The organism is Bradyrhizobium sp. ISRA430 (genome assembly GCF_029909975.1).
Taxonomy (GTDB): domain Bacteria; phylum Pseudomonadota; class Alphaproteobacteria; order Rhizobiales; family Xanthobacteraceae; genus Bradyrhizobium.
In genome coordinates, this window is record NZ_CP094516.1 from 5523426 (window position 1) to 5544433 (window position 21008).

Here is a 21008-nt window from a genome sequence, read left to right on the forward strand (position 1 = left end):
GCGCCTATGAAAACAGGATTGTCGATAAGCGCTTTCGTCCCTCGACGGTCGCATCGTCGGTGCTGCCCCAGGCCTCGAAGAACTGCACGAGCTGCTTGCGGGCGCCGTCATCGTTCCATTTGCGGTCGCGCTTGACGATATCGAGGAGCTGGTCCGTGGCGGCCGCGCGATTGCCTTGCGCATTGAGGGCCGTCGCAAGGTCGAATCGTGCCTGATGATCGAGCGGGTTTGCGGCGACTTTCTGTTCCAGCTCGGCGATCGGCCCGAGCGACTTGGCCTGCTCGGCGAGATCGATCGCGGCCTGCACGGCCTTTACCGCGGGCTCGTTGCGCTTGGATTCCGGGACCATGGCGAGCGTCTGCTTGGCCTGCTCCATGGCGCCGGACACGGCGTAGCACTTCGCGAGCCCGGCAAGGGCCGCGATGTTCGTCGAATCATGATGCAGCGCCTCGGCATAAATCTGCGCCGCCGCCGCCGCGTCGCCCTCCGCGAGCACCGCCTCGGCCTCCTTCACGATCTCGTCGACATTGACCTCGCCTGGCGCGGTCACGCCCTTGGTCAGCCGCTCGATGAAGGCGTTGACCTGGCTCTCCGGCACCGCGCCCATGAAACCGTCGGCCGGCTGGCCGTTGACGAAGGCAATCACGGCAGGGATCGACTGGATGCCCATCTGGCCCGGGATCGCCGGATGCTGGTCGATGTTCATCTTGACCAGCTTGACCTTGCCCTTGGCTGCACGGACCGCCTTTTCCAGCACGGGGGTGAGCTGGCGGCAGGGGCCGCACCATTCCGCCCAGAAATCGATCAGCACCGGTTGGCGCTTCGATTCCTCGATGACGTCCTTCACGAAGGTCTGGGTGGTCGTGTCCTTGATCAGATCGGCGGCCGCCGGGCCCGCTGCTCCGTTACCCTGGTCGATGATCGTCACGGGATCCCCTCGTCTGATGTCTGGAATGGCGGCTCTTTAGCATGTTGCCAATGCCGATGCCTTGCTGTCGGCTCCTAAAATTGGGCCGTGACGGCCGAATTTCAATCCACAGGCGTCGATTCGGCGGTTCCTGGCCGTTTCGGGTCGATTCGACCGGGATTGGGGGTCTATGTGGGGCTCCAAATGCGAATCTATGCCGCCGGTAGCTGTTGCATTCGGCTCCCGCTTTTGGCATACGACAGCCGTTGCCGGCGCGTCATGCGACCGACACAGGATGCGGGTGTAGCTCAGTGGTAGAGCACGACCTTGCCAAGGTCGGGGTCGAGGGTTCGAGCCCCTTCGCCCGCTCCAATCTTTCCCAGAGCATCCAGCCAAACCGGCACGGATCGTGGTTCGCCAGCGCCGCTGGCGGCTGGTCGGGATTTGCAATGACAATACTGGTCACGGGCAGCGCAGGCCACCTCGGGGAGGCCATCGTCAGGACGTTGCGGGGGCGCGGTTCTACTGTGCATGGGGTTGATTTGAAGAAATCAGCCTTCACCGATGCGGTCGGTTCCATTGTCGATCCCGGCTTCGTCCGAAGCCAGATGGACGGCGTCACCGCCGTCATCCACACCGCGACGCTGCACAAGCCGCATGTGGCGACTCACGCCAAGCAGGATTTCATCGACACCAACGTCACCGGCACGCTCAACCTGCTCGAGGCGGCCGTTGCCGCCGGCGTGCGCAGCTTCGTCTTCACCAGCACCACCAGCGCATTCGGCTCGCAGCTCCGGCCGGGGGCGGGAGAGGCTGCGGTGTGGGTCACCGAGCATCTGCCGTCGGTGCCGAAGAACATCTACGGCACGACAAAACTGATGGCCGAGAACCTGTGCGAGCTGTTCTTCCGCGAGCATCGTCTTCCGGTCCTCATCTTGAGGACGTCCCGCTTCTTTCCCGAAGACGATGACGATCCCGCGCTGCGGGCGGCTTACGCGCAGGAGAACGCGCAGGCCAACGAGCTGCTCTATCGCCGGCTGGATATAGCGGATGCCGTGAGCGCCCATCTGCTCGCGAGCGAGAAGGCCGCCGCGATCGGCTTCGCGCGCTACATCGTCTCGGCCACGAGCCCGTTCGAGCCGCACCATGTCGCAGCACTGGCCCGTGACGCGGCCGGCGTGGTGCGCGCGCTCTATCCCGATTGCGAGCAGCTCTTCGCCGCGCGTGGCTGGCGCCTGTTTCCGGCGATCGACCGCGTCTACGTCAACGAGCGCGCGCGCCGTGAACTCGGCTGGCGGCCCGAATTCGATTTTGCCCATGTCCTCAACTGCCTTCGCGATGGCATGGACTTTCGCAGCGCGCTGGCGCGCGAGGTCGGATCGAAGGGCTATCATGAAACGGTGTTTGCGGATGGACCGTATCCCGTCTTGTCGTAGATCGTCTGTTTGATTCCGCGTTGCAGCGAGGACGTTGTCACAGCGTTACTTGTGATTCCGTCTCAATTTTGATCGAGCCCGATTGCAGCGCGCGTGCCGCGCTTCTCAGTGTTCGCAGATGTGCTAACCTTTTTCGGTCTGATCTCTCGACAGACTCCGAACTTCGCCTACCCGACTAGCAAAACAAAATAATGCGCAGCCTGGACGGCTGCCTTAGGGGAGTGACGCGATGAAATTCCATCGATCCGTTTTCGCGTTTGCAGCGGTTGCCCTTCTCGCAGGGACGAGCGTTGTCAATGCGCAGCAGCAGCAGGACAAAGGCCGCGCGCTGAAGAAATACGAGTCAGGCACCAAGGAGTTCTGGACCCATCCGCCGGACGACTGGTTCCTGGGCGATGAGACCGAGGCGCAGAAGGGTCTGGCGCCGCCCTCGGGGCCGCCGACGGGTGCATCGGACGCCGAGCTCGCGGCGATGATGAAGAAGATCAAGCTGCCGCCGGGCTTCAAGATCGAGGTGTGGGCGTCGGGTGTGCTCGCCGCGCGGCAGATGGCCTGGGGCGACAAAGGCACGCTGTTCGTCGGCTCGTTCGGTCTCGGCAATGTCTATGCGATCAAGGACAACAATGGGAAGAAGGAGGTCAAGACCGTCCTCAAGGGGCTGAACATGCCCACGGGTCTGGCCTTCAGGGACGGCGCGCTCTACGTCATCGCCGTCGACAAGCTGATCCGCTATGACGATGCTGAAGCCAAGCTCGATAATCTCGGCGAGGGCAAGGTCGTCTATGACGACATGCCGTCCTACGCCGCGCATGGCTGGAAGTACATCGCCGTCGACAAGGACGGCTGGTTCTACATTCCGTTCGGACCGCCCTTCAATATCGGCATTCCTCCGACCAGTGTCTCGCAGATCCGGCGCGTCGATCCCAAGACCGGCAACGCCGAAGTCTGGGCGCTCGGCGTTCGCAATTCGGTCGGCGGCGACGTCGATCCGCGCACCGGCAAGTACTGGTTCACCGAGAATGCCCGCGACTGGGTCAGCGACGATCTGCCGTCAGACAAGCTCAACATGATTAACAAGATCGGCGAGCACTTCGGCTATCCCTACTGCCACCAGGGCGACCTGCCCGATCCAAAGTTCGCGATGGGCCACAAGTGCTCCGAGTTCACGCCGCCGGTGCTGAATCTCGGCGCCCACGTCGCTCCGCTCGGCATGAAATTCTATACCGGCGATCAATTCCCCGCCGAGTACAAGAACAACATCCTGATCGCCGAGCACGGCTCCTGGAATCGTCACAAGTACCAGGGCGGCCGCATCATGCGCGTGATCGTCGGGCCCGACGGCAAGAACGCCAAGCAAGAGGTGTTCGCCTCCGGCTGGATCGAGGGCGACCAGGGCTATCTCGGCCGCCCCGATGACATCATCCTCGCCAAGGACGGCTCAATCCTCGTCGCCGACGACTGGGCCGGCGCGATCTACCGCATCAGCTACGGCAAGAAGTAGCGCGACATGAAAGAGAGGCCGCGGCCAGGAGATGGCCGCAGCCTCTTTGCCTTCAACCTCAATGTCGTTCCGGATCGCGCGTCAGCGCGAGTCCAGAACCCATAACCCCGATCGTGGTTATGGATTCCGGGCTCGCGCCAAGTGGCGCCCCCATTGCGCAATTGCGCAATGTGGAATGACGAGCCTCTCTCACAGTGGAATTTTCAAACATGCGCCGGCAGTTCATCTCGCACGCAATCAGCGCGCTTGCGCTTCTTTCGCTCGGCGTCGATCCGACCCACGCCGCCGATGCGGCCGCCGTCAAGGAAAAAGCCGCAGCCTGCGCCGGCTGCCATGGCGAGAATGGCATCTCGCAAACCGAGAACATCCCCTCGATCGCCGGCCAGCCCGATCAGTTCCTGCAATGGCAGCTCGTGTTCTTCCGCGCCGGCTCGCGCAAGAACGAGCAGATGCAGCCGATCGTCGAGGAGCTCAACAACGAGGACATCCGCAATCTGGGGGCCTATTTCGCCGCATTGACGCCGCCGAAGGGACCGGAGGACAAGGACCCCGATCTGTCGAAGAAGGGCGAACAAGCTGCCGCCGGGCGGCGCTGCGCCTCATGCCACACCGACACTTATGCCGGCACCAAGGCCGTCGCGCGTCTCGCTGGCCAGCGCGAGGAATATCTCGTGAAGGCGCTGCACGACTACAAGGCGGGCTTGCGTGTCGGCGGCGGCGTTGCCGCAATGGCCGACATCGCCTATTCGCTGAGCGAGGACGAGATCACCGCGCTCGCGCACTATCTGGCGCACTTGCAGTAAATATCTCTCGTCGTCCCGGACAAACGTAGCGAAGCGGAGCGCAGATCCGGGACCCATAACCACAGGACGTGGTTATGCGAAGGCTCGGGTTGCCAGCTCGCGCCACAACCGTTCCCTGTGGTTGTGGTTATGGGTCCCGGGCTCGCGCTTCACGCGCCCCGGGACGACACCCAAATAGACGCCCTACCCCGCCCGCTGCTTCTCATACGCCTTCAGATGAGTATAGGCGATGCGCAGCTTCGGCACCGGTACCTTGGCGGCATCGCCGCGTGCGATGAGATCGCCGATGACGTGATCGGCCTCGACCGGAAGGCCCGCCTTGATGTCGCGGAACATGGACGCCGTCATCGGCGAGCCCTCGGTGGTCAGGTTGCCCTTGACGCGCGCGAAGAACGGCCCGCCCGGAGGGTAGCCTGAGGCGGCGGCGATCGCGCTGGTTTCATCCAGCATGCCGAGCAGGAAATCCTTGCCGCCGGGGGCGGCGAGGATATTGCCGACGGATGTCCGCATCAGGCTGGTGGAAGCAGCAAGCGTTGAGAGGAACACCCACTTCTCCCACATGTCCTGCATGATGTTCTGGCTGGCAGTAGCGCCATTGATGCCGCCCTTGAAGGCCTCGTCGATCGCCTTGACGCGCTCGGACAGCTTACCGTCGCGCTCGCCGTAATTGATCGACTGGATCGGCTGGAGCTGCACGACTTCGCGCTTCTCGTTCAGCGTGGCGGCGATGGCGCACAGCCCGCCGAGCACGCGTTCGGCGCCGAATCTCCGGTCGAGCACATCAAGATGTTTCATGCCGTTGAGCATCGGAATGATCGCCGTGTTCGGGCCGACCCCTGCCGCAAAAGACGTGATGGCGTCATCGAGATCGAACGCCTTGCAGCTCAAGAGCACGACGTCGAACTTGTCCTTGAGCTTGTCGGCCTCGACCCGCGGCGGATCCTTCAGCGTCACGTCGCCGTTCGGGCTCTTGATGACGAGGCCGGCGCTCGCAAGCTCGCTGGCGCGGCGCGGCCGGACCAGGAAGGTGACATCGCGGCCGGCCTGCAACAGCCTGCCACCAAAATAGCCGCCGATGGCGCCGGCGCCGACCACGAGGATACGCATTGGACGCTCCATTATTATTCTTGGCGAATAGGGAGTAGCGAATAGCGATTGAGATTTCCACTCGCTATTCGCTACCCACCATTCGCGCCCTTCACTTTCCCGACACCATCTCCTCGACCTCGCGGAGTTGCTCCTTGCCGAAGAACATCTCGTTGCCGACGAAGAAGGTCGGTGAGCCGAACGCGCCGCGCGCCACCGCCTCCTCGGTGTTCTTGATCAGCTTGGCCTTCACCTCCGGCTCTTGGGAGCGGGCGAGCAGCTTTTGCGCATCGAGCCCGGATGATGCCAGCGCCTTCATCGCGACCTCGGGATCGTCCATCTTCTTCGGCTCGCGCCACATATGGTGGAAGGCGGCCTCGACATATTTCTCGAAGACGCCCTCTGCCTGCGCCGCTATCGCCGCGCGCATCAGGTTCAGCGTGTTGACGGGAAAGTGCGGATTGAAGACGTAGGGCTGGACGTGAAAGCGCTTGATGAATCGCTCGGTCTCGATCGCCTGGAATTCGCGCTTGTTCTTGACGCCCGCGAGCGTCTCGGCCGGCGATTTGTTGTTGGTTGCCTTGAAGATGCCGCCGAGCAGGATCGGCACGTACTGGAATTTCACGCCAATCCGCTTTTCGATCGCCGGGATCGCCTCATGGCTGAGATAGGCGTTGGGACTGCCGAAATCGAACAGGAATTGCGGGGCTGTGCGGGTCAAAATCGTCCTCCCTGACGGCTCTTTTCGGCATTGTGGCGCAGGGCGCGCCGCAGGTCCACCGTTTAATGATGGTCATAATACTTTGATGATCCGGTCAGATCAGACGCCGGATCGCGCGCTTGCGCCAGACCAGCACGTAATAGCCCATCTGCAAAATGAACATGGCGCAGAACACGATCGGATAGGCGGCCCACACGCCCTGAATGCCGACGGTCCGGCTCAAGATCACCGCGGATGGCAGTTCGATCGCGACGATGGCGAAGATCGACAGCAGCATCGGCGTCAGGGCGACGCCGGCTGCGCGCATTGCGCCGGAAAATACCGTCGCCATGCCGAACGGCACCGAGCTCCACAGCGCGACGTGCAGCAATCCCGTCGCAAGATCGCGCACGGCGCCGTCGGTGATGAAGATACCGAGCACCGGGCGCGCCGCCAGATAGCTCACCGCGACCAGGCCGCCTGTCAGAACGAGGTTGAATTTGAGGCCGGTGCGCACGATGCCGTCGAGCCGGGTTCTGTCACCGCGGCCGACGGCTTGAGCCCCGAGGATCGAGACCGCGATCGAAATCGACATCGCCGTGAACTGCGTATACCCCATCACCTGATTGACGGCGCCGTAGGCGGCGGTTGCATTCGACCCGAAGCCGTTGACGAGGCCGAGCAGCACCAGTTCGGCGATCGCCATCACCACCATGCCGATCGCGCTCGGTAGGCCGATGCCGAGGATCTTGCCGAGCATGGCAGGGTCGATCCGAAGATGGCGCAGAAGCGCATCGTCAGGCGCCAGCGCATGCTTTTTCCGGCGCAGATAGACAGCCAGCATAATCAGCGTCAGCGCGTTGGCAATCGCCGACGCCCAGGCGGGGCTGGTGATGCCCGCGGCCGGTAATCCGAATGCGCCGTGGATCAGAATCGGCGTGAGCGTAAGCCCGATCGCGGTCGACAGCGCCAGCGCCAGCAGCGGCGTGAGCGTGTCGCCGACGCCGCGGATCATGGCCGTCTTCAGCAGGAACACGAAGCCGAGCGGCATCGTCACCAGCATGATGCGGGCATAGGCGCTGGCCTGGTCGAGGATGTCGGAAGGGGTAGCAAGCGCCGTCATCAATTGCCGGCTGAAGAGCCCGCCGGCGGCCGCCACCGCGATTGCGAGCAGCAGGCCGACCGCGAGCGTCGTGCCTACGATGATCTTGATCTTGTTGTGCTCGCCCGCGCCGAAAGCCTGGCCGATCAGCACGGTGGCGCCGGTGCTCAGGCCCATGACGAAGGCGAACAGGAAGAACATCACCGGAAAGAACGCCGCCGCCGCCGCGAGCGCGTCGACGCCGATCATCTGGCCGAGATAGACGTTGCTGACGGTCCCGAACAGCGACTGCAGCGCGTTGCTCAGCATCAGCGGCGCGAGGAAGCGGAGGAAAATCGTCCAGAGCGGTCGGGGAGCGGACATGGATGGCCTTTCTTCAGGGCGTGCGAAGCCGTTGCCACGCAAGGTGCGTGGCTCGGCCGTCGATGGGTTGAGAGAAGCGGTGCGCGGTTTAAGCGCGATCGCTGTAGGCGAGCTTGACGATGTGGTCGCGGATGTCGGCGGGCCAGTCGGCGATCAGACCGGTGAAGCGTCGCCGGTCATCCGCAAACAGCGCTCGCGAGGCTTCCTCGAAACGCGCGAAGTTGCCCGCCATCGTCGACATGAAGTGGTAGGCGGCATCGCGCGCCTGCCGCTCGCGATCCTTGTCGCCGCTCGCACGCCGCGACTCGTCGACGAGCTTGCGCAGCGCCACCGAAGCGCCGCCGGGCTGAGCGTTGAGCCATTCCCAATGCCGCGGCAGCAGCGTCACCTCGCGCGCGACCACGCCGAGCTTCGGCCGCCCGCGGCCGCGTGGCTCGCTTGGCGGCGCCTCCTCTGCCGAGGGCGGCGGAGCAAGCTTCGCCACCCGAGCCAGCACCTCGTGATCCTCGCCGCGCAGGTCGAAATCGATGGTACGCCCGGTCCCGTCGTCAAAGATGACGATCGGCTCGTCCGGCCGAGGCGGCGCGCGCTTGACGGCGAGCGCGACGTCGCCCGCCGGGCCGGAGGCGAGCCGGCGCTGGCCGATGAAGGCTGTAAAGGTCCCTTGCATTGGAATCATTGCCAGATTTTTCGATCTCGGCTTTTAATACCCGGGTAAATTGCTCGCGTCAATATACCCGGGTGAAAACATGGTCCGGATCGCTCGACATTGTGTTCCCGGACTGGCACGAACTTCCGGCCAAGTGACCAAGCCGGGGACCATGCGATGCTGACCGTTCATCACCTCAACAATTCCCGCTCGCAGCGCGTGCTGTGGCTGCTCGAAGAGTTGGGCGTGCCCTATGAGATCGTGCGTTATCAGCGCCAGCCCGACCTGCGCGCGCCGAAGGAGCTGCGCGCCATCCATCCGCTCGGCAAGTCGCCCGTCATCACCGACAACGGCAATACCATCGCCGAGTCCGGAGCGATCATCGAATATCTCATCGGCACCTACGGCAATGGCCGATTGATTCCGCCGCCGAACACACCGGAGCGGCTGCGCTACACCTATTGGCTGCACTATGCGGAGGGGTCGGCGATGCAGCCGCTGCTCCTGAAGCTGTTGTTCACGCTGATGCCGAAGCGCGCGCCCGCTCTACTGCGCCCGCTGGTGCGCAAGGTCTCGAACCAGGCACTCACGGCACTGGTCAATCCGCAGCTCAAGCAGCACATGGATTATTGGGAGGGCGAGCTGGGAAAAAGCGAGTGGTTCGCCGGCAGCGAGTTCACTGCGGCCGACATCCAGATGAGCTTCCCGCTCGAAGCCGCCCAAGCGCGCGGCGGGCTGGAGACGGGGCATCCCAAGGCGATGGTGTTCCTCGATCGCATCCATGCGCGGCCCGCGTATCAGCGCGCCCTTGAGAAGGGCGGGCCGTACCAGGTGGGACGGTAAGCCTCCACGCCATCGTGAACCCCATTGTGCAATGTGTAATGTCGCGCCGTAATCTCCGGATTCTCTGGTGCGAAATTGCCACCAGAGTTCGCCCTTCGGGCGCCCCGTACTAATCCGCGTGCAGTATTCGCCCGCGCGTTTCCGGCAGCGCGAATGCGGCGGTGAAGAACACCGCATAGGCCACGACCGCGAAGATCGCGATCGCGTTGGCGAGCGTCGTCGTCGCCGACAGCGCGCCGACGAGATAGGGAAACAGCGCGCCGATGCCGCGGCCGAAATTGTAGCAAAAACCCTGGCCCGAGCCGCGCAGCCGCGTCGGATAGAGCTCGGTCAGGAACGCGCCGACCCCGGAGAAATAGCCCGAGGCGAAGAAGCCGAGCGGGAAACCGAGCACCCACAGGATCTCGTTGTTGAGCGGCAACTGCGTGTAGAGCAGCACCACAGCGATGGCGCCGAGCGAGAAGATCAGGAACAGGTTGCGCCGTCCGATGCGATCGGCGAGCCAGGCGCCGACGAGATAGCCGGCGAAGGAGCCGATGATCAGCGCCGACAGATAACCGGTCGAGCCGACAATCGACAAATGCCGATCCTTGGTCAGGAACTGCGGCACCCAGAATGTGATGGCGTAATAGCCGCCCTGACAGCCCGTCACCATCAGCGACGCCAGGATCGTGGTCTTGAGGATCGGGCCGGAGAAGATCTCCCACAGCGCTGGACGGTCGCCGCTGGCCGCCTGCTTTGCACGCGCCTCGGCAGCGATCTCCGGCTCGGTGACGGAGCGGCGGATGTAGAACACCAGGAGCGCCGGCAGCGCGCCGATCACGAACATCCAGCGCCAGGCGATGTCGGCCGGCATCAGCGAAAACAGGATCGCCTGCGACAGCACCGCGAGACCCCAGCCGACTGCCCAGCCCGACTGCACCGAGCCGACCGCGCGTCCGCGATATTGCGGCCGGATCGCCTCGCCCATCAGCACCGCGCCTGCCGCCCATTCGCCGCCGAAGCCAAGGCCCAGCACTGCGCGCGCGATCAGGAGCTGATCGAAATTCTGCACGACGGCGCAGACCAGCGAGAAGAACGAGAACCAGATGATGGTGATCTGCAGCGTCCTGACCCGGCCGATATGGTCGGAAAGATAGCCGCCGAGCCAGCCGCCGATGGCGGACGCAAGCAGTGTCACGGTGCCGGCAAGACCCGCCGCGCCGGGGTCGACCTTCCACAGCGCGATGATGGTGCCGATCACCAGCGGATAGATCATGAAGTCCATGCCGTCGAGCGCCCAGCCCGCGGCGCACGCCCAGAACGTCCGGCGCTCCGGCGGATTCATGTCGCGATAGAAGGCGAGAAGGCTGGTGTCCTCGATCTCGGCGCGTTCGATGCGCTCGGTCGGATCGGCTGCGGTCATGTGCGTATCCTAAAGGCCCGTCGTTGGCCGGGCACGCGCCTCGCACGTGCACCAGCGTCGGCAAACTGCCGCGCTTAGGTGCCGATGTCATCCGGCAAATAGGTCTACTCTGCGCTGCACAAAGCGTAGGGATTACTGTCCCGCTGCCTCCGCACCGCGGGTGCGCGGATCCGGCGCGCCGAGCGGCCCGTTCGCCGTCACCGCGATGGAATTGGCCGATGTCTGTCCCATCGGCTCGACCACAAGATGTCCCATCGCTTTCAGCTCGGACAGAACGTCATCGGGAAAGCCGCGCTCGACGCGCACTTCATCCGGCAACCATTGGTGATGCAGCCGCGGTGCTGCCACGGCGGCGGCGACATCCATCTTGTAGTCGAGGACGTTCACGACCACCTCGAGCACCGTCGAGATGATGCGGCTGCCGCCGGGCGAACCCGTGATCAGCACCGGCTTGCCGTCTTTGAGCACGATGGTCGGCGACATCGAAGACAGCGGTCGCTTGCCGGGTCCGGGCAGGTTGGCCTCAAAGCCGACGAGGCCATAGGCATTGGACGCGCCGGGTGCGGCGGTAAAATCGTCGAGCTCGTTGTTGAGGAGAACGCCGGTGCCGTCGGCGACGAGACCAACGCCATAGCTGAAGTTCAGCGTAAAGGTGTTGCTGACGGCATTGCCGTGGGCATCGACCACGGAGAAATGCGTGGTGTTGCTGCCTTCGCGCGGCGCGGTGGCGGCCGAGGCGATTTTGCTCGACGGCGTGGCCCGATCGGTCAAGATGCCGCTGCGCAGCTTGGCGGCGTAGTCCTTTGCGATGAGCGTCTCGATCGGCGCCTTGACGAAAGCGGGATCGCCGAGATAGCGCGCCCGGTCGGCATAGGCGCGCTTCATCGCTTCGATCAAGAGATGAAGCGAGGCGGGCGAGCCCTGCTTCAGCTCCGCAAGCTGAAAGCCTTCGAGCATGTTGAGCGTCTCGATCAGCACCACGCCGCCCGATGAGGGGAGCGGCATCGAGACGATGTTGTAGCCGCGATAGGTGCCGCGCAGGGGCTGGCGGGCGATCGCCTCGTAGGATCTGAGATCGGCGGGAGTCATGATGCCGCCGGCGTCGGACACGGCCTTGGCGAGCCTCTCTGCCACCGCACCTTCATAGAAGCCGCGCGGTCCTTGCGTTGCCACAGCCGACAGCGTGTCGGCAAGATCGGTCTGCACCAGACGATCGCCTTCGCGCAGCGGCGTGCCATCGGGCCTCGAGAAGATCCTGGCCGAGGACGGCCAGCGCGCGAGCCGTCGGTACCAGCCTGGCAGCGTGTCGGCGATGTCATCGTCGACGACGAATCCATCGCGTGCGAGAGCGATCGCGGGATCGAGGAGTTGCGCCAGCGTGAACTTGCCCGAGCCGTATTTCTCCAGCGCAAGTGCGAGACCTGCGACCGTGCCGGGCACGCCGATGCCGAGCGCGGAATCGCGCGACTTCGCGGCATCGGGCTTGCCGTCGGCGCCGAGGAAGATTTGCGGCGTGGTTGCCGCTGGCGCGGTCTCGCGATAATCGATCGCGATGTCCTCGTTCCGTTCGGCCGAATGGATCACCATGAAGCCGCCGCCGCCGATATTGCCGGCGCGTGGATAAGTCACCGCCATGGCAAAGCCGGTGGCGACCGCGGCATCGACCGCATTGCCGCCGCGCCGCAGGATATCCGCGCCGACCTGGGCGGAGAGCTTCTCCTGCGCCACCACCATGCCATGGTCGGCGGCGACGGAATGAACCGTGTCGAGCGCAGGCGGCGTGTAGTCGCGCCGCGCGTCCTGCGCTATGACGGGGGCGAGACCAACTGCCAGTGCGGCGATGGATACGAGAAACGTCCGCCGCGTCAAAAATAGCGACATCATCAAACTTCCGCCGTGCCTTGGGCCAATTCACACGCGTCACTGCAATGCTATACGGTTTGCGCTAAGAGAGGCAAAACTGTTCGTGATGGGGACCGGATGATGACGACGATCGCCTCGGACGTGCGCATGGCAGGCGCGGCACGGACCTATCCGTCGCGCGCCGCCGTCGTGAGTTGGATCTTCTTCGATTGGGCCGCGCAGCCCTATTTCACGCTCATCACGACCTTCGTGTTCGCGCCCTATTTTGCGACCAGCGTCGCGCCGGATCCTGCCACCGGGCAATCGCTGTGGGGCTTTGCGATGGCCGCCGCGGGCATGGCGATCGCGCTGTTGTCGCCGGTGCTCGGCGCCATCGCGGATGCCTCCGGCCGCAGGAAGCCGTGGATCGCCATGTTCGGCGCGCTCCTGGTGCTCGCCTCCTCCACGCTGTGGATCGGCAAGCCCGGTAATCACACCGTCATTCCGCCGCTGCTCACCGCAGTCGCGCTCGCCAGCGTGGGCGCGGAATTTGCCACCGTCTTCAACAATGCGATGATGCCGAGCCTGGTGCCGCCCGAACGCATCGGCCGGCTCTCCGGCACCGGCTGGGCCACCGGCTATGTCGGCGGCATCGTCAGCCTGATCATCGTGCTCGGCTTCCTCGCCGCCAACCCCGAGACCGGACGCACGCTGCTCGGATTCACGCCGCTGTTCGGGCTCGATCCCGCCACGCACGAGGGCGATCGCATCACCGGACCGTTGACCGGGCTCTGGTTCATCATCTTCGTCACGCCGATGTTCCTGTTCACGCCGGATTATCCGGCCAAACGCCCGGTTCGCGCGGCGCTGCGCGAGGGCCTGTCGGAGCTGAAACAATCGCTCGGCGCGCTGCCGAAACAGAAATCGCTCGCGGCGTTCCTCCTCGCCAACATGATCTACACCGACGGCCTGGTGTCGCTGTTCGCCTTTGGCGGCATCTATGCGGCCGGTACCTTCGGCTGGCACACGATCCAGATCGGCACCTTCGGCATCATGCTGGCGATCGCCGGCACTTTCGGCGCATGGCTGGGCGGCAAGCTCGATGATTTCCTCGGACCGAAGCGCGTGATCGCCGGCAGCCTGCTGATCCTCTTGCTCTCGGTGGCGGCGATCCTTCTGGTCGACAAGGACAGCGTGTTGTTCGTCAAGGTCGCGCCGCCCGAGCCGGGCGCTGCACTGTTCTCGAGCGCGGCCGAGCGCGCCTATCTAGTGCTGGGCTGCCTGATCGGCGCCGCGGGCGGGCCATTGCAGGCTGCCTCGCGCACGCTGCTCATCCACCTCGCGCCGAAGGATCGCATCGCGCAGTATTTTGGTCTGTTCGCGCTGACGGGAAAGGTGACGTCCTTCATCGGCCCGCTGCTGATCGGTGCGATTACGGCGGCGACTGCAAGCCAGAAGGCCGGCATGGCCGTGTTGGTGGTATTCTTCGTCGCGGGTTTGGCTTTGTTGATGCGGGTGCGGGATTAGCTCTTAGCCCGGATGGAGCGAAGCGCAATCCGGGGGCCGTCATTGTGAGGGTTGCGAAACCCGGATTTCGCTGCGCTCCATCCGGGCTACGCAATCGCGTTAGTGCCTAAAGTGCCGCGTCCCCGTGAACACCATCGCGATGCCGTGCTCGTCGGCGGCCTTGATCACCTCGTCGTCGCGCATGGAGCCGCCGGGCTGCACCACGGCGGTGGCGCCGGCCTCGATGCAGGCGAGCATGCCGTCGGCGAAGGGGAAGAACGCGTCCGAGGCCACCACCGAGCCCTTGGTGAGCGGCTCCGCGAGCTTCAGCTCGTTCGCGGCATCCTGCGCCTTGCGCGCCGCGATCCGCGCCGAATCCACCCGGCTCATCTGGCCCGCGCCGATGCCGACGGTGGCGAGATCCTTGGCGTAGATAATGGTGTTGGACTTGACGTGCTTGGCGACGCGGAATGCGAATTTCAGGTCGCGCATCTCGGCGTCGGTCGGCGCACGCTTGGTGACGACCTTGAAGGTCATGTCATCGACCACGGCGTTGTCGCGGCTCTGCACCAGAAGGCCGCCCGCGACCGTCTTGGCGGTGAGGCCCGGTGCGCGCGGGTCGGGCAGGCTGCCAGCGAGCAGCAGCCGCAGATTCTTGCGCGCGCCGATGATGGCGATCGCTTCCTCGCTGGCATCGGGCGCGATGATCACCTCGGTGAAGATTTTCGTGATCTCGCGCGCGGTGTCGGCATCGAGCGCGCGGTTCATCGCGATGATGCCGCCGAAGGCCGAGGTGGAATCGCAGGCAAGCGCCTTGCGATAAGCGCTGACCAGATCCGGTCCTTCCGCGACGCCGCAGGGGTTGGCGTGCTTGACGATGACGCAGGCCGCGGTGCGCTTCGCGTCGAACTCGCCGATGCATTCATAGGCCGCGTCGGTGTCGTTGATGTTGTTGTAGGAAAGCTCCTTGCCCTGCAACTGCCGCGCGGTCGACACGCCTGGCCGCTTGTCGGGCGTCGCATAGAACGCCGCGGTCTGGTGCGGGTTCTCGCCGTAGCGCAGCGACTGGATAAGCTTGCCGCCGAAGGCGCGGAAATCGGGTGCGTCGATCTCGAGCTGCCGGTTGAACCAGTTCGAGATCGCGGCGTCATACGCTGCAGTGCGCGCATAGGCCTTTGCAGCAAGCCTCCGACGCAGCGCCAGCGTGGTCGCGCCATTGTTGGCAGCGAGCTCGTCGAGCACCGCCTGATAGTCCTTGGCTTCGACCACGACCGCGACATCGTCATGATTCTTCGCTGCGGCGCGGATCATTGCGGGGCCACCGATATCGATGTTCTCGATGCACTCCTCGAAATCAGCGCCTTTGTCGACGGTGGCCTCGAACGGATAGAGATTGACGACGAGAAGATCGATCGGCGAGATGCCGTGCGCCTTCATCGCTTCTGCATGTTCCTTGTTGTCGCGGATCGCGAGCAGGCCGCCATGTACCTTCGGATGCAGCGTCTTGACGCGGCCATCCATCATCTCCGGAAAGCCGGTCAGCTCGGAGACGTCTTTCACTTTCAAGCCGGCGCTCGCAATCGCCTTGGCGGTGCCGCCGGTCGAAACCAGTTCGACGCCGCGGGCGACAAGCGCCTGGGCGAACTCGATCAGACCGGTTTTGTCGGAAACGGAAAGCAGGGCGCGGGTGATACGACGGCGATGGTCAGCGTCAGTCATGAGCAAGATCCTCTGTTTAAGGGAGTACCTATGCCCAGGCGCGCGGCAGCTATGTCCCGCGCTTCCCGATGGTGCTCCATCCAAGGTCGCCAGTTGCGCGAGCGCGTGCTCGTTAGCAGCTTTCGGCGCTCTTCACAACGACCAGATGGGGCTGAGAGATGCGCATCTACAGCGGAAGTTCCGGCTCCCGCCGCGCATTGCGGCGGGCATTGGTGGCCGCGGGCGAGGCGGTGGAGCGGACAAAGCTCCAGCGGATCGATGGCGCCTGGCGGGCGTCCTGCCGGATCACGATCTGCGCGGTGCGGCGCGGGCCGTCATTGCCGGCCAGGAACACGCTGTCCTCGAGATCGACCCTGTCGTCGAGCGCCTCGAAAGTCCAGACGTCGCGGTTCGGCAGCACCAGCATGACGCCGCGGGCGTCCGACAGCCGGCTCGCCTTCACCGCCGGATGCAAATGGAAGCGCAAGGCGTAATCAGCGCCACCGCCCCTGAGGCGTCCGCCGTGTGGTGGCGACAGCGTGTCCTCGCCGTCGATCCGCGAGCCGTCATTGGCGACCATCAGCACGCGGCGATGGATCACGCCGAATTTGCCGAGATAGCCATCATGCGAGGTCGTGAGCAGCGTGCCGTTCTGCACGATCTCGCGATAGCTCTCGACCTCGACGGGTCCGCTGACGACGGGGGCGCCGCGCAGCAGCCGCTTCATCGCCGACATCTCGACGAACTGGCAGGATGAGGTGTCGTGATAGGTCAGCGTCGAATGCGCAGGCGTCCCGCGCGCAAACGGCCGCCAATTGTCGCGGCCGGTGGTCGGCATGCCGCAATTGGTGACGATGCGGCTGATGCCCGATGACAATTCGAACGACAAACAGCCGGCATGGGCGTCGTGGCTGACATTGGCCGGCGGCGGCGGGCCGGTGTCGATGATCAGCGTGGTCTGGCCGGCATCGAGACGCTGGAAGCCGGTATGCGGCATGTTCGCCATCGGCGCGCCATGGGTGTCGTCATAGGCGAGCAGGGTGGCGAGCTGGTCCGAAGGCGTCGCGCTCATGCCGTTGAATAGCGCGAAATTGCCGTCGCCGTGGCGGAAGAAGCGCAGCATCGGCATCATGCGGTCGATCGCGTTGAGCAGCGCCGGCGGAGGCGCGATGTTGCGCGCGGCAAAGGTCTGCCGCAGCGGCAATAGGTCGATCAGCAGTTCGATCAGCGCGCCGGGATTGCGGGAGACATGCCCGCCGTCGGGCAGGATCTGCCGCTGCAACTCCTCGGAGAGCTTTCGCGAGGCGCTGCGGATGTGACGCGCCTGGTTGGCAAGGCAGAGTGCCGTGTAGCATAGCGCGATCAGGACCTGGAGCTTCGGCACCCCGTCCGGAATGTTGACCATGGTGTAGCGGAGAAAACGGATCTCGCGCGCCAGCGCCCGCAAATAGCGGCGGTAGAACTTGTTGTCGGTGTCGTTGAGCACCAGCGGCGCCTGCGACAGCAGCGAGATCACGCGCCGCGCCAGCACGTCGGCGCGGCGAGCGACCGGACGTTTGTTGGCCGGGTTGGAGATCCAATCCTCGACCAGCGCGCGCGCATTCGCCCGCGTCAGTGCGGTGTCGGCGGCGCGCAGGTGGCGCAGCCAGCCGAAGCCGAGCAGGGCGACTTCCCAGTCCTCCGAAGGCGGCTCGAGGTCGAAGATCGAGCGGCCATGGCAGTTAACGATCTTGCCGGCGAAGACGAAGCGGCCAGCATAGATCTCGGCGGCGCGGGTCGCGTCCGCCGTGCGCAGATCGTGGGGCGCGATGATCAGCCGGTCGGTGCGGCCCGGCCAGACCCGCGACAAGGCGACCGAGCCACCACTCGCGCGCGCAAGCATGTTCCGCGCGAAGCGGTTCATGACCAGCGTCGAGATACGTCTGCGTTGAGCGACCGACACGCCTTGCCTTGAAGGGGGAGAGGATTCCGACGAATCCTTTTAATCCCAAAATCGGACGCCTTGCACCACCTTGAAAGGGCGCGAATCAGCGTCGCGATCGCGAAATCCGGTGCAAAATCAGGATTTAACGAGCCGGGCGGCGAAAAATCCGTCAAGCCCGCCGAGCCTCGGGTCGGCGTGCGGCAGGTGGCTGGGCAGGGTGCGCAGGTCGCCCTCGGGCGTGAGGATCTCGCTGAGGCCGGCGACCTCGGACGCCGCGATCGGCACGCGCCGGAGCGCAGACTCCGAGTCCAACAGCGTGGCGATGGCGTGCTCGCCCTCTTCGGGTTCCAGCGAACAGGTGCAATAGACCAGCATTCCACCCGGCCTCAGCAGCGAGACCGATTTGCGCAGCAGCCGTTGCTGGATCGCGGTGAGCGGCGCGATGTCCGTCTCCTGCCGGAGCCACGCCACGTCGGGGTGGCGGCGGATCGTCCCGGTCGAGGTGCAGGGGGCATCGATCAGGATGCCGTCAAAGCCGTCCGCTGGACCGGCCCATTCCACGGCGTCAGCGACGACAGTTTCGGCCTGAAGCGACAGCCGCGCCAGGTTTTCACGCAAGCGCGCCACCCGGGCGGGCGAGCGGTCGATCGCCGTGACCTGCGCGCCGGCCTGCACCAGTTGCGCGGTCTTGCCGCCGGGGGCGGCGCAGAGATCCGCAATGGATTTGCCGGCGATATCGCCGAACAATCGGGCCGGCAGCGCGGCGGCTGCGTCCTGCACCCACCATTGGCCCTCGGCGAAGCCGGGCAGCATCATTACCGAACCATGCAGCAGCGTGCGCACCGTTCCGGTCGGGAGCACCTCGCCATGCAGGCGGCTCGCCCATTGCGCAGCGTCGGACTTCACGGTCAGATCGAGCGAGGGCTCGTGGCCAAGCGCAAGCGCCATGTCGCGCGCGGTTGCCTCGCCATAATGCGCACTCCAGCGCGCGAGCAGCCAGGGCGGCAGGTCGAGCGACTGCGTGGCGACCTCGTCCACCAGCGCCTTGCCCTCGCGCGCACAGCGGCGCAGCACGGCGTTGACGAGTCCGGCATAGCGCGCCGCGCGACGGTCGGATTGCACCAGCCGCACCGAGAGGTCGACCGCGGCGTGATCGGGAACGTCCATCCAGAGGATCTGCGCGGCGCCGATCAGAAGCGCGCTCTGTGCGCGGGGTGCGTCGGCCGGAATGCCCTTGTCGAGCAGGCGTGAGAGCACATGGCCGAGCGTGCCGAGCCGGCGCAAGATCGTCGCGACCAGCCGTCGCATCAGCGCGCGATCGCGATCAGCGAGCGTCTTCAGTCCGGGATGAGCGCCGGCGCCGTCGAGCTGGTCGTCGAGCGTACGGTGCTTGTGCAGCACGCCGTCGAGGATGTCGGCGGCGATCCGCCGCGCCGCAAGACCGGGGACTTCAGGCGGAGGAGCGAAACGTTGAGATGGCATGCGTAGGCAAGGTTCTGAGCGAGCGGCAGTTCCGCCACGATAGGCGCATGCCTTAAGAAGCCCCATCTCTGGCATGCGAATATGCCAAATGTAAGAATCGTCCCTGGCGATTTCAGCCTTTCGAAGCCATTTCAGGAATGCGTTATTGGACGTCGCGTGCGGCGCGATACTGCGCTAGGAAGCCAGACGATGAGTGATCAGCCTTCCGTTCCCGATCGCAAGCCGTTGCCGCCGGCCGCCCAGCGCGCGCTGGCCGAAGCCGAGGCGCGCCGGCAGGCTGCGGCGGCGGCCGACAAGGCCAGGCCGAAGGAGTTGCAGGGACCGAAAGGTCCGGAGCCGACTCGCTACGGTGACTGGGAGCGCAAGGGCATCGCCTCGGACTTCTGAGGCTGTGGTTTTTCAGGTTCTCTTGCCGGCTTGGCCGACTCAGCCATAGCGTGCGCGGATGTCGCGCTTCGACCCAGGCAATTCATATCGGCCGTCATACAGTCATTCACCATTCGGCCGTCGATTCTCCGGACTGCTGCCATGGATGTTCGTTGTCGGCGTGGTGATGGTCGTCGTGCTCACGTTTCGGCACGGAACAAACTGGCCGTTGCCGCATGCAGCCGATGAGCGAGCGCAGGATGCCGAGATCATCCTGCAGCAGGCGGGCAATCCCGACATGCGCCAGTCCGTCGACGTCATCCGCACCATCGACGGCGACACCTTTCTGGCGCGCGTGCATCAGCGCGACGGGCGCGCGCTCGTCGCGCGGGTTCGCCTGCGCGGCATCGATGCGCCTGAAATGAAAGCATCCTGCCGGCAAGAGTTGGACAAGGCCGAGGCCGCCACGGACGCGCTGCGCAGCCTGCTCGGCCAGGGCGGCGTGACGATCTACAATCTTGGTCCTGACAAATACGGGCGCGTGCTCGCCGACGTCGCCACCAGGCACACCGCCAACGTCTCGGCCGCGCTGCTCGCGGGTGGCTATGCGCGCAGCTACAACGGCGGCCATCGCGACGGCTGGTGCGCGCGCGGCTGGCGCTGGTGGCAATGAAAGCCGCGTCGAAACGCGGCTCTTGCTAGTCTGCTGCGAACTTGGGCGTCAGCGCGTCACGACCACCGTCGTGCCGACCGAGACGCGGCTGTAGAGATCGGTGATGTCGTCATTGAGCATGCGGATGCAGCCATAGGAGACGAAGCCGCCGACCGAGCCCGGCACGTTGGTGCCGTGGATCGCATATTCACCGCCGGACAGCGTCATCGCCGCGACGCCCATGGGATTGCGCGGCGAGCCGCCCGGGATCACGTCGGGAAGCTGCGGCTTGTCGCGCTTCACCTCGGCGGGCGGCGACCAGGCCGGATAGCGGTACTTGCCTTCGATGTGCGTGGTGCCGGCCCACTGCTTGCCGGATTTGCCGACGCCGACCGGATAGCGCATGGCGTGGCCATCATCGAGGATGAGATAGAGCCGGCGCTCGTTGGTGCGAACCACGATAGTGCCCGGCGAATAGTCGCCTGCGTGCAGCCCCACCATCTCGGGCCGCGCTTGCGCCGCCGTCGACATCAAGAACCCTGCTCCGATGGTGGCAGCCAGCGCCACCGCAATTCTCATCGACATCAATGCTTCCCCTGCCCCGAGCGGGTCGTCCAAATCTACGCAAACCGGCAATCGCCGCCTCGCCCACATATTCTTAACCGCGCTTGTTAACCGGATGGTTTCCGCGCGCGGCCGCCGCGGGCCAGTCAGCAGGGGGAACAAAGGAAATGTTCAAAATA

The 21008-nt window shown here is 64.9% G+C and carries 18 protein-coding genes, 1 tRNA gene and 1 riboswitch; of the genes, 8 read left to right on the forward strand and 11 right to left on the reverse strand.

The genetic code is table 11. The features are described 5' to 3' along the window. Positions 1-4: 4 nt before the first annotated feature. Positions 5-928, reverse strand: a complete 924-nt coding sequence (trxA, locus tag MTX21_RS26220; RefSeq protein WP_280967556.1) for a thioredoxin — start codon at positions 926-928, stop codon at positions 5-7. Positions 929-1204: 276 nt separating this feature from the next. On the opposite strand from trxA, the gene MTX21_RS26225 reads away from it, so the two are divergent. The 4 genes from MTX21_RS26225 (at position 1205) to MTX21_RS26240 (ending at position 4647) form a co-directional block, all read left to right on the forward strand. Then, a tRNA-Gly gene (locus MTX21_RS26225) sits at positions 1205-1279 on the forward strand. A 77-nt stretch (positions 1280-1356) separates the two neighbouring features. Continuing rightward, a complete protein-coding gene (locus MTX21_RS26230; RefSeq protein WP_280967557.1) occupies positions 1357-2343 on the forward strand; it encodes an NAD(P)-dependent oxidoreductase in 987 nt (328 codons plus the stop codon). A 229-nt stretch (positions 2344-2572) separates the two neighbouring features. After that, positions 2573-3844, forward strand: coding sequence for a PQQ-dependent sugar dehydrogenase (locus MTX21_RS26235; protein WP_280967558.1), 1272 nt, complete (start codon positions 2573-2575; stop codon positions 3842-3844). A 209-nt stretch (positions 3845-4053) separates the two neighbouring features. Further along, positions 4054-4647, forward strand: a complete 594-nt coding sequence (locus MTX21_RS26240) for a c-type cytochrome (protein ID WP_280967559.1) — start codon at positions 4054-4056, stop codon at positions 4645-4647. Positions 4648-4830: 183 nt separating this feature from the next. Here MTX21_RS26240 and panE read toward each other — a convergent pair whose 3' ends face one another. The 4 genes from panE to MTX21_RS26260 form a co-directional block, all read right to left on the reverse strand. Further along, a complete protein-coding gene (gene panE / locus MTX21_RS26245) occupies positions 4831-5754 on the reverse strand; it encodes a 2-dehydropantoate 2-reductase (RefSeq protein WP_280967560.1) in 924 nt (307 codons plus the stop codon). Positions 5755-5845: 91 nt separating this feature from the next. Next, entirely contained in the window at positions 5846-6454 is a 609-nt protein-coding gene (locus tag MTX21_RS26250; RefSeq protein WP_280967561.1) for a 2-hydroxychromene-2-carboxylate isomerase, read from the reverse strand. A gap of 94 nt (positions 6455-6548) precedes the next feature. Continuing rightward, positions 6549-7898, reverse strand: coding sequence for an MATE family efflux transporter (locus MTX21_RS26255; protein WP_280967562.1), 1350 nt, complete (start codon positions 7896-7898; stop codon positions 6549-6551). An 88-nt stretch (positions 7899-7986) separates the two neighbouring features. Next, positions 7987-8568: a DUF2239 family protein gene (locus MTX21_RS26260; RefSeq protein ID WP_280967563.1), complete on the reverse strand. Its 582-nt coding sequence runs from the start codon at positions 8566-8568 to the stop codon at positions 7987-7989. Positions 8569-8724: 156 nt separating this feature from the next. On the opposite strand from MTX21_RS26260, the gene MTX21_RS26265 reads away from it, so the two are divergent. Continuing rightward, positions 8725-9390, forward strand: coding sequence for a glutathione S-transferase (locus tag MTX21_RS26265; RefSeq protein WP_280967564.1), 666 nt, complete (start codon positions 8725-8727; stop codon positions 9388-9390). Between the two features lie 109 nt (positions 9391-9499). Here MTX21_RS26265 and MTX21_RS26270 read toward each other — a convergent pair whose 3' ends face one another. Both MTX21_RS26270 and ggt read right to left on the reverse strand, forming a co-directional pair. Continuing rightward, positions 9500-10795, reverse strand: a complete 1296-nt coding sequence (locus MTX21_RS26270; protein ID WP_280967565.1) for an MFS transporter — start codon at positions 10793-10795, stop codon at positions 9500-9502. Positions 10796-10927: 132 nt separating this feature from the next. Beyond that, positions 10928-12679: a gamma-glutamyltransferase gene (ggt, locus tag MTX21_RS26275; RefSeq protein WP_280967566.1), complete on the reverse strand. Its 1752-nt coding sequence runs from the start codon at positions 12677-12679 to the stop codon at positions 10928-10930. Positions 12680-12778: 99 nt separating this feature from the next. Here ggt and MTX21_RS26280 point away from each other — a divergent pair, with 99 nt between their 5' ends. Further along, positions 12779-14164: an MFS transporter gene (locus MTX21_RS26280; protein WP_280967567.1), complete on the forward strand. Its 1386-nt coding sequence runs from the start codon at positions 12779-12781 to the stop codon at positions 14162-14164. 99 nt (positions 14165-14263) lie between these two features. On the opposite strand, the gene purH is transcribed toward MTX21_RS26280, so the two are convergent. From purH to MTX21_RS26295, 3 genes are all read right to left on the reverse strand, one after another. Next, positions 14264-15862, reverse strand: a complete 1599-nt coding sequence (gene purH, locus MTX21_RS26285) for a bifunctional phosphoribosylaminoimidazolecarboxamide formyltransferase/IMP cyclohydrolase (protein WP_280967568.1) — start codon at positions 15860-15862, stop codon at positions 14264-14266. Positions 15863-15887: 25 nt separating this feature from the next. Next, positions 15888-15969: riboswitch (ZMP/ZTP riboswitch) on the reverse strand. A 59-nt stretch (positions 15970-16028) separates the two neighbouring features. Further along, the gene (locus MTX21_RS26290) at positions 16029-17744 is read right to left on the reverse strand and encodes a heparinase II/III family protein (RefSeq protein ID WP_280967569.1); all 1716 of its coding nucleotides are present in this window, start codon (positions 17742-17744) and stop codon (positions 16029-16031) included. Positions 17745-17900: 156 nt separating this feature from the next. Continuing rightward, a complete protein-coding gene (locus tag MTX21_RS26295; RefSeq protein WP_280967570.1) occupies positions 17901-19247 on the reverse strand; it encodes a transcription antitermination factor NusB in 1347 nt (448 codons plus the stop codon). Between the two features lie 189 nt (positions 19248-19436). Here MTX21_RS26295 and MTX21_RS26300 point away from each other — a divergent pair, with 189 nt between their 5' ends. Further along, the gene (locus tag MTX21_RS26300; RefSeq protein WP_280967571.1) at positions 19437-19634 is read left to right on the forward strand and encodes a DUF1674 domain-containing protein; all 198 of its coding nucleotides are present in this window, start codon (positions 19437-19439) and stop codon (positions 19632-19634) included. A 58-nt stretch (positions 19635-19692) separates the two neighbouring features. Continuing rightward, the gene (locus tag MTX21_RS26305) at positions 19693-20286 is read left to right on the forward strand and encodes a thermonuclease family protein (RefSeq protein ID WP_280967572.1); all 594 of its coding nucleotides are present in this window, start codon (positions 19693-19695) and stop codon (positions 20284-20286) included. A gap of 48 nt (positions 20287-20334) precedes the next feature. Here MTX21_RS26305 and MTX21_RS26310 read toward each other — a convergent pair whose 3' ends face one another. Beyond that, positions 20335-20850 (reverse strand): L,D-transpeptidase, encoded by a 516-nt coding sequence (locus tag MTX21_RS26310; RefSeq protein WP_280967573.1) that lies wholly within the window; start codon positions 20848-20850, stop codon positions 20335-20337. Between the last annotated feature and the right edge of the window lie 158 nt (positions 20851-21008).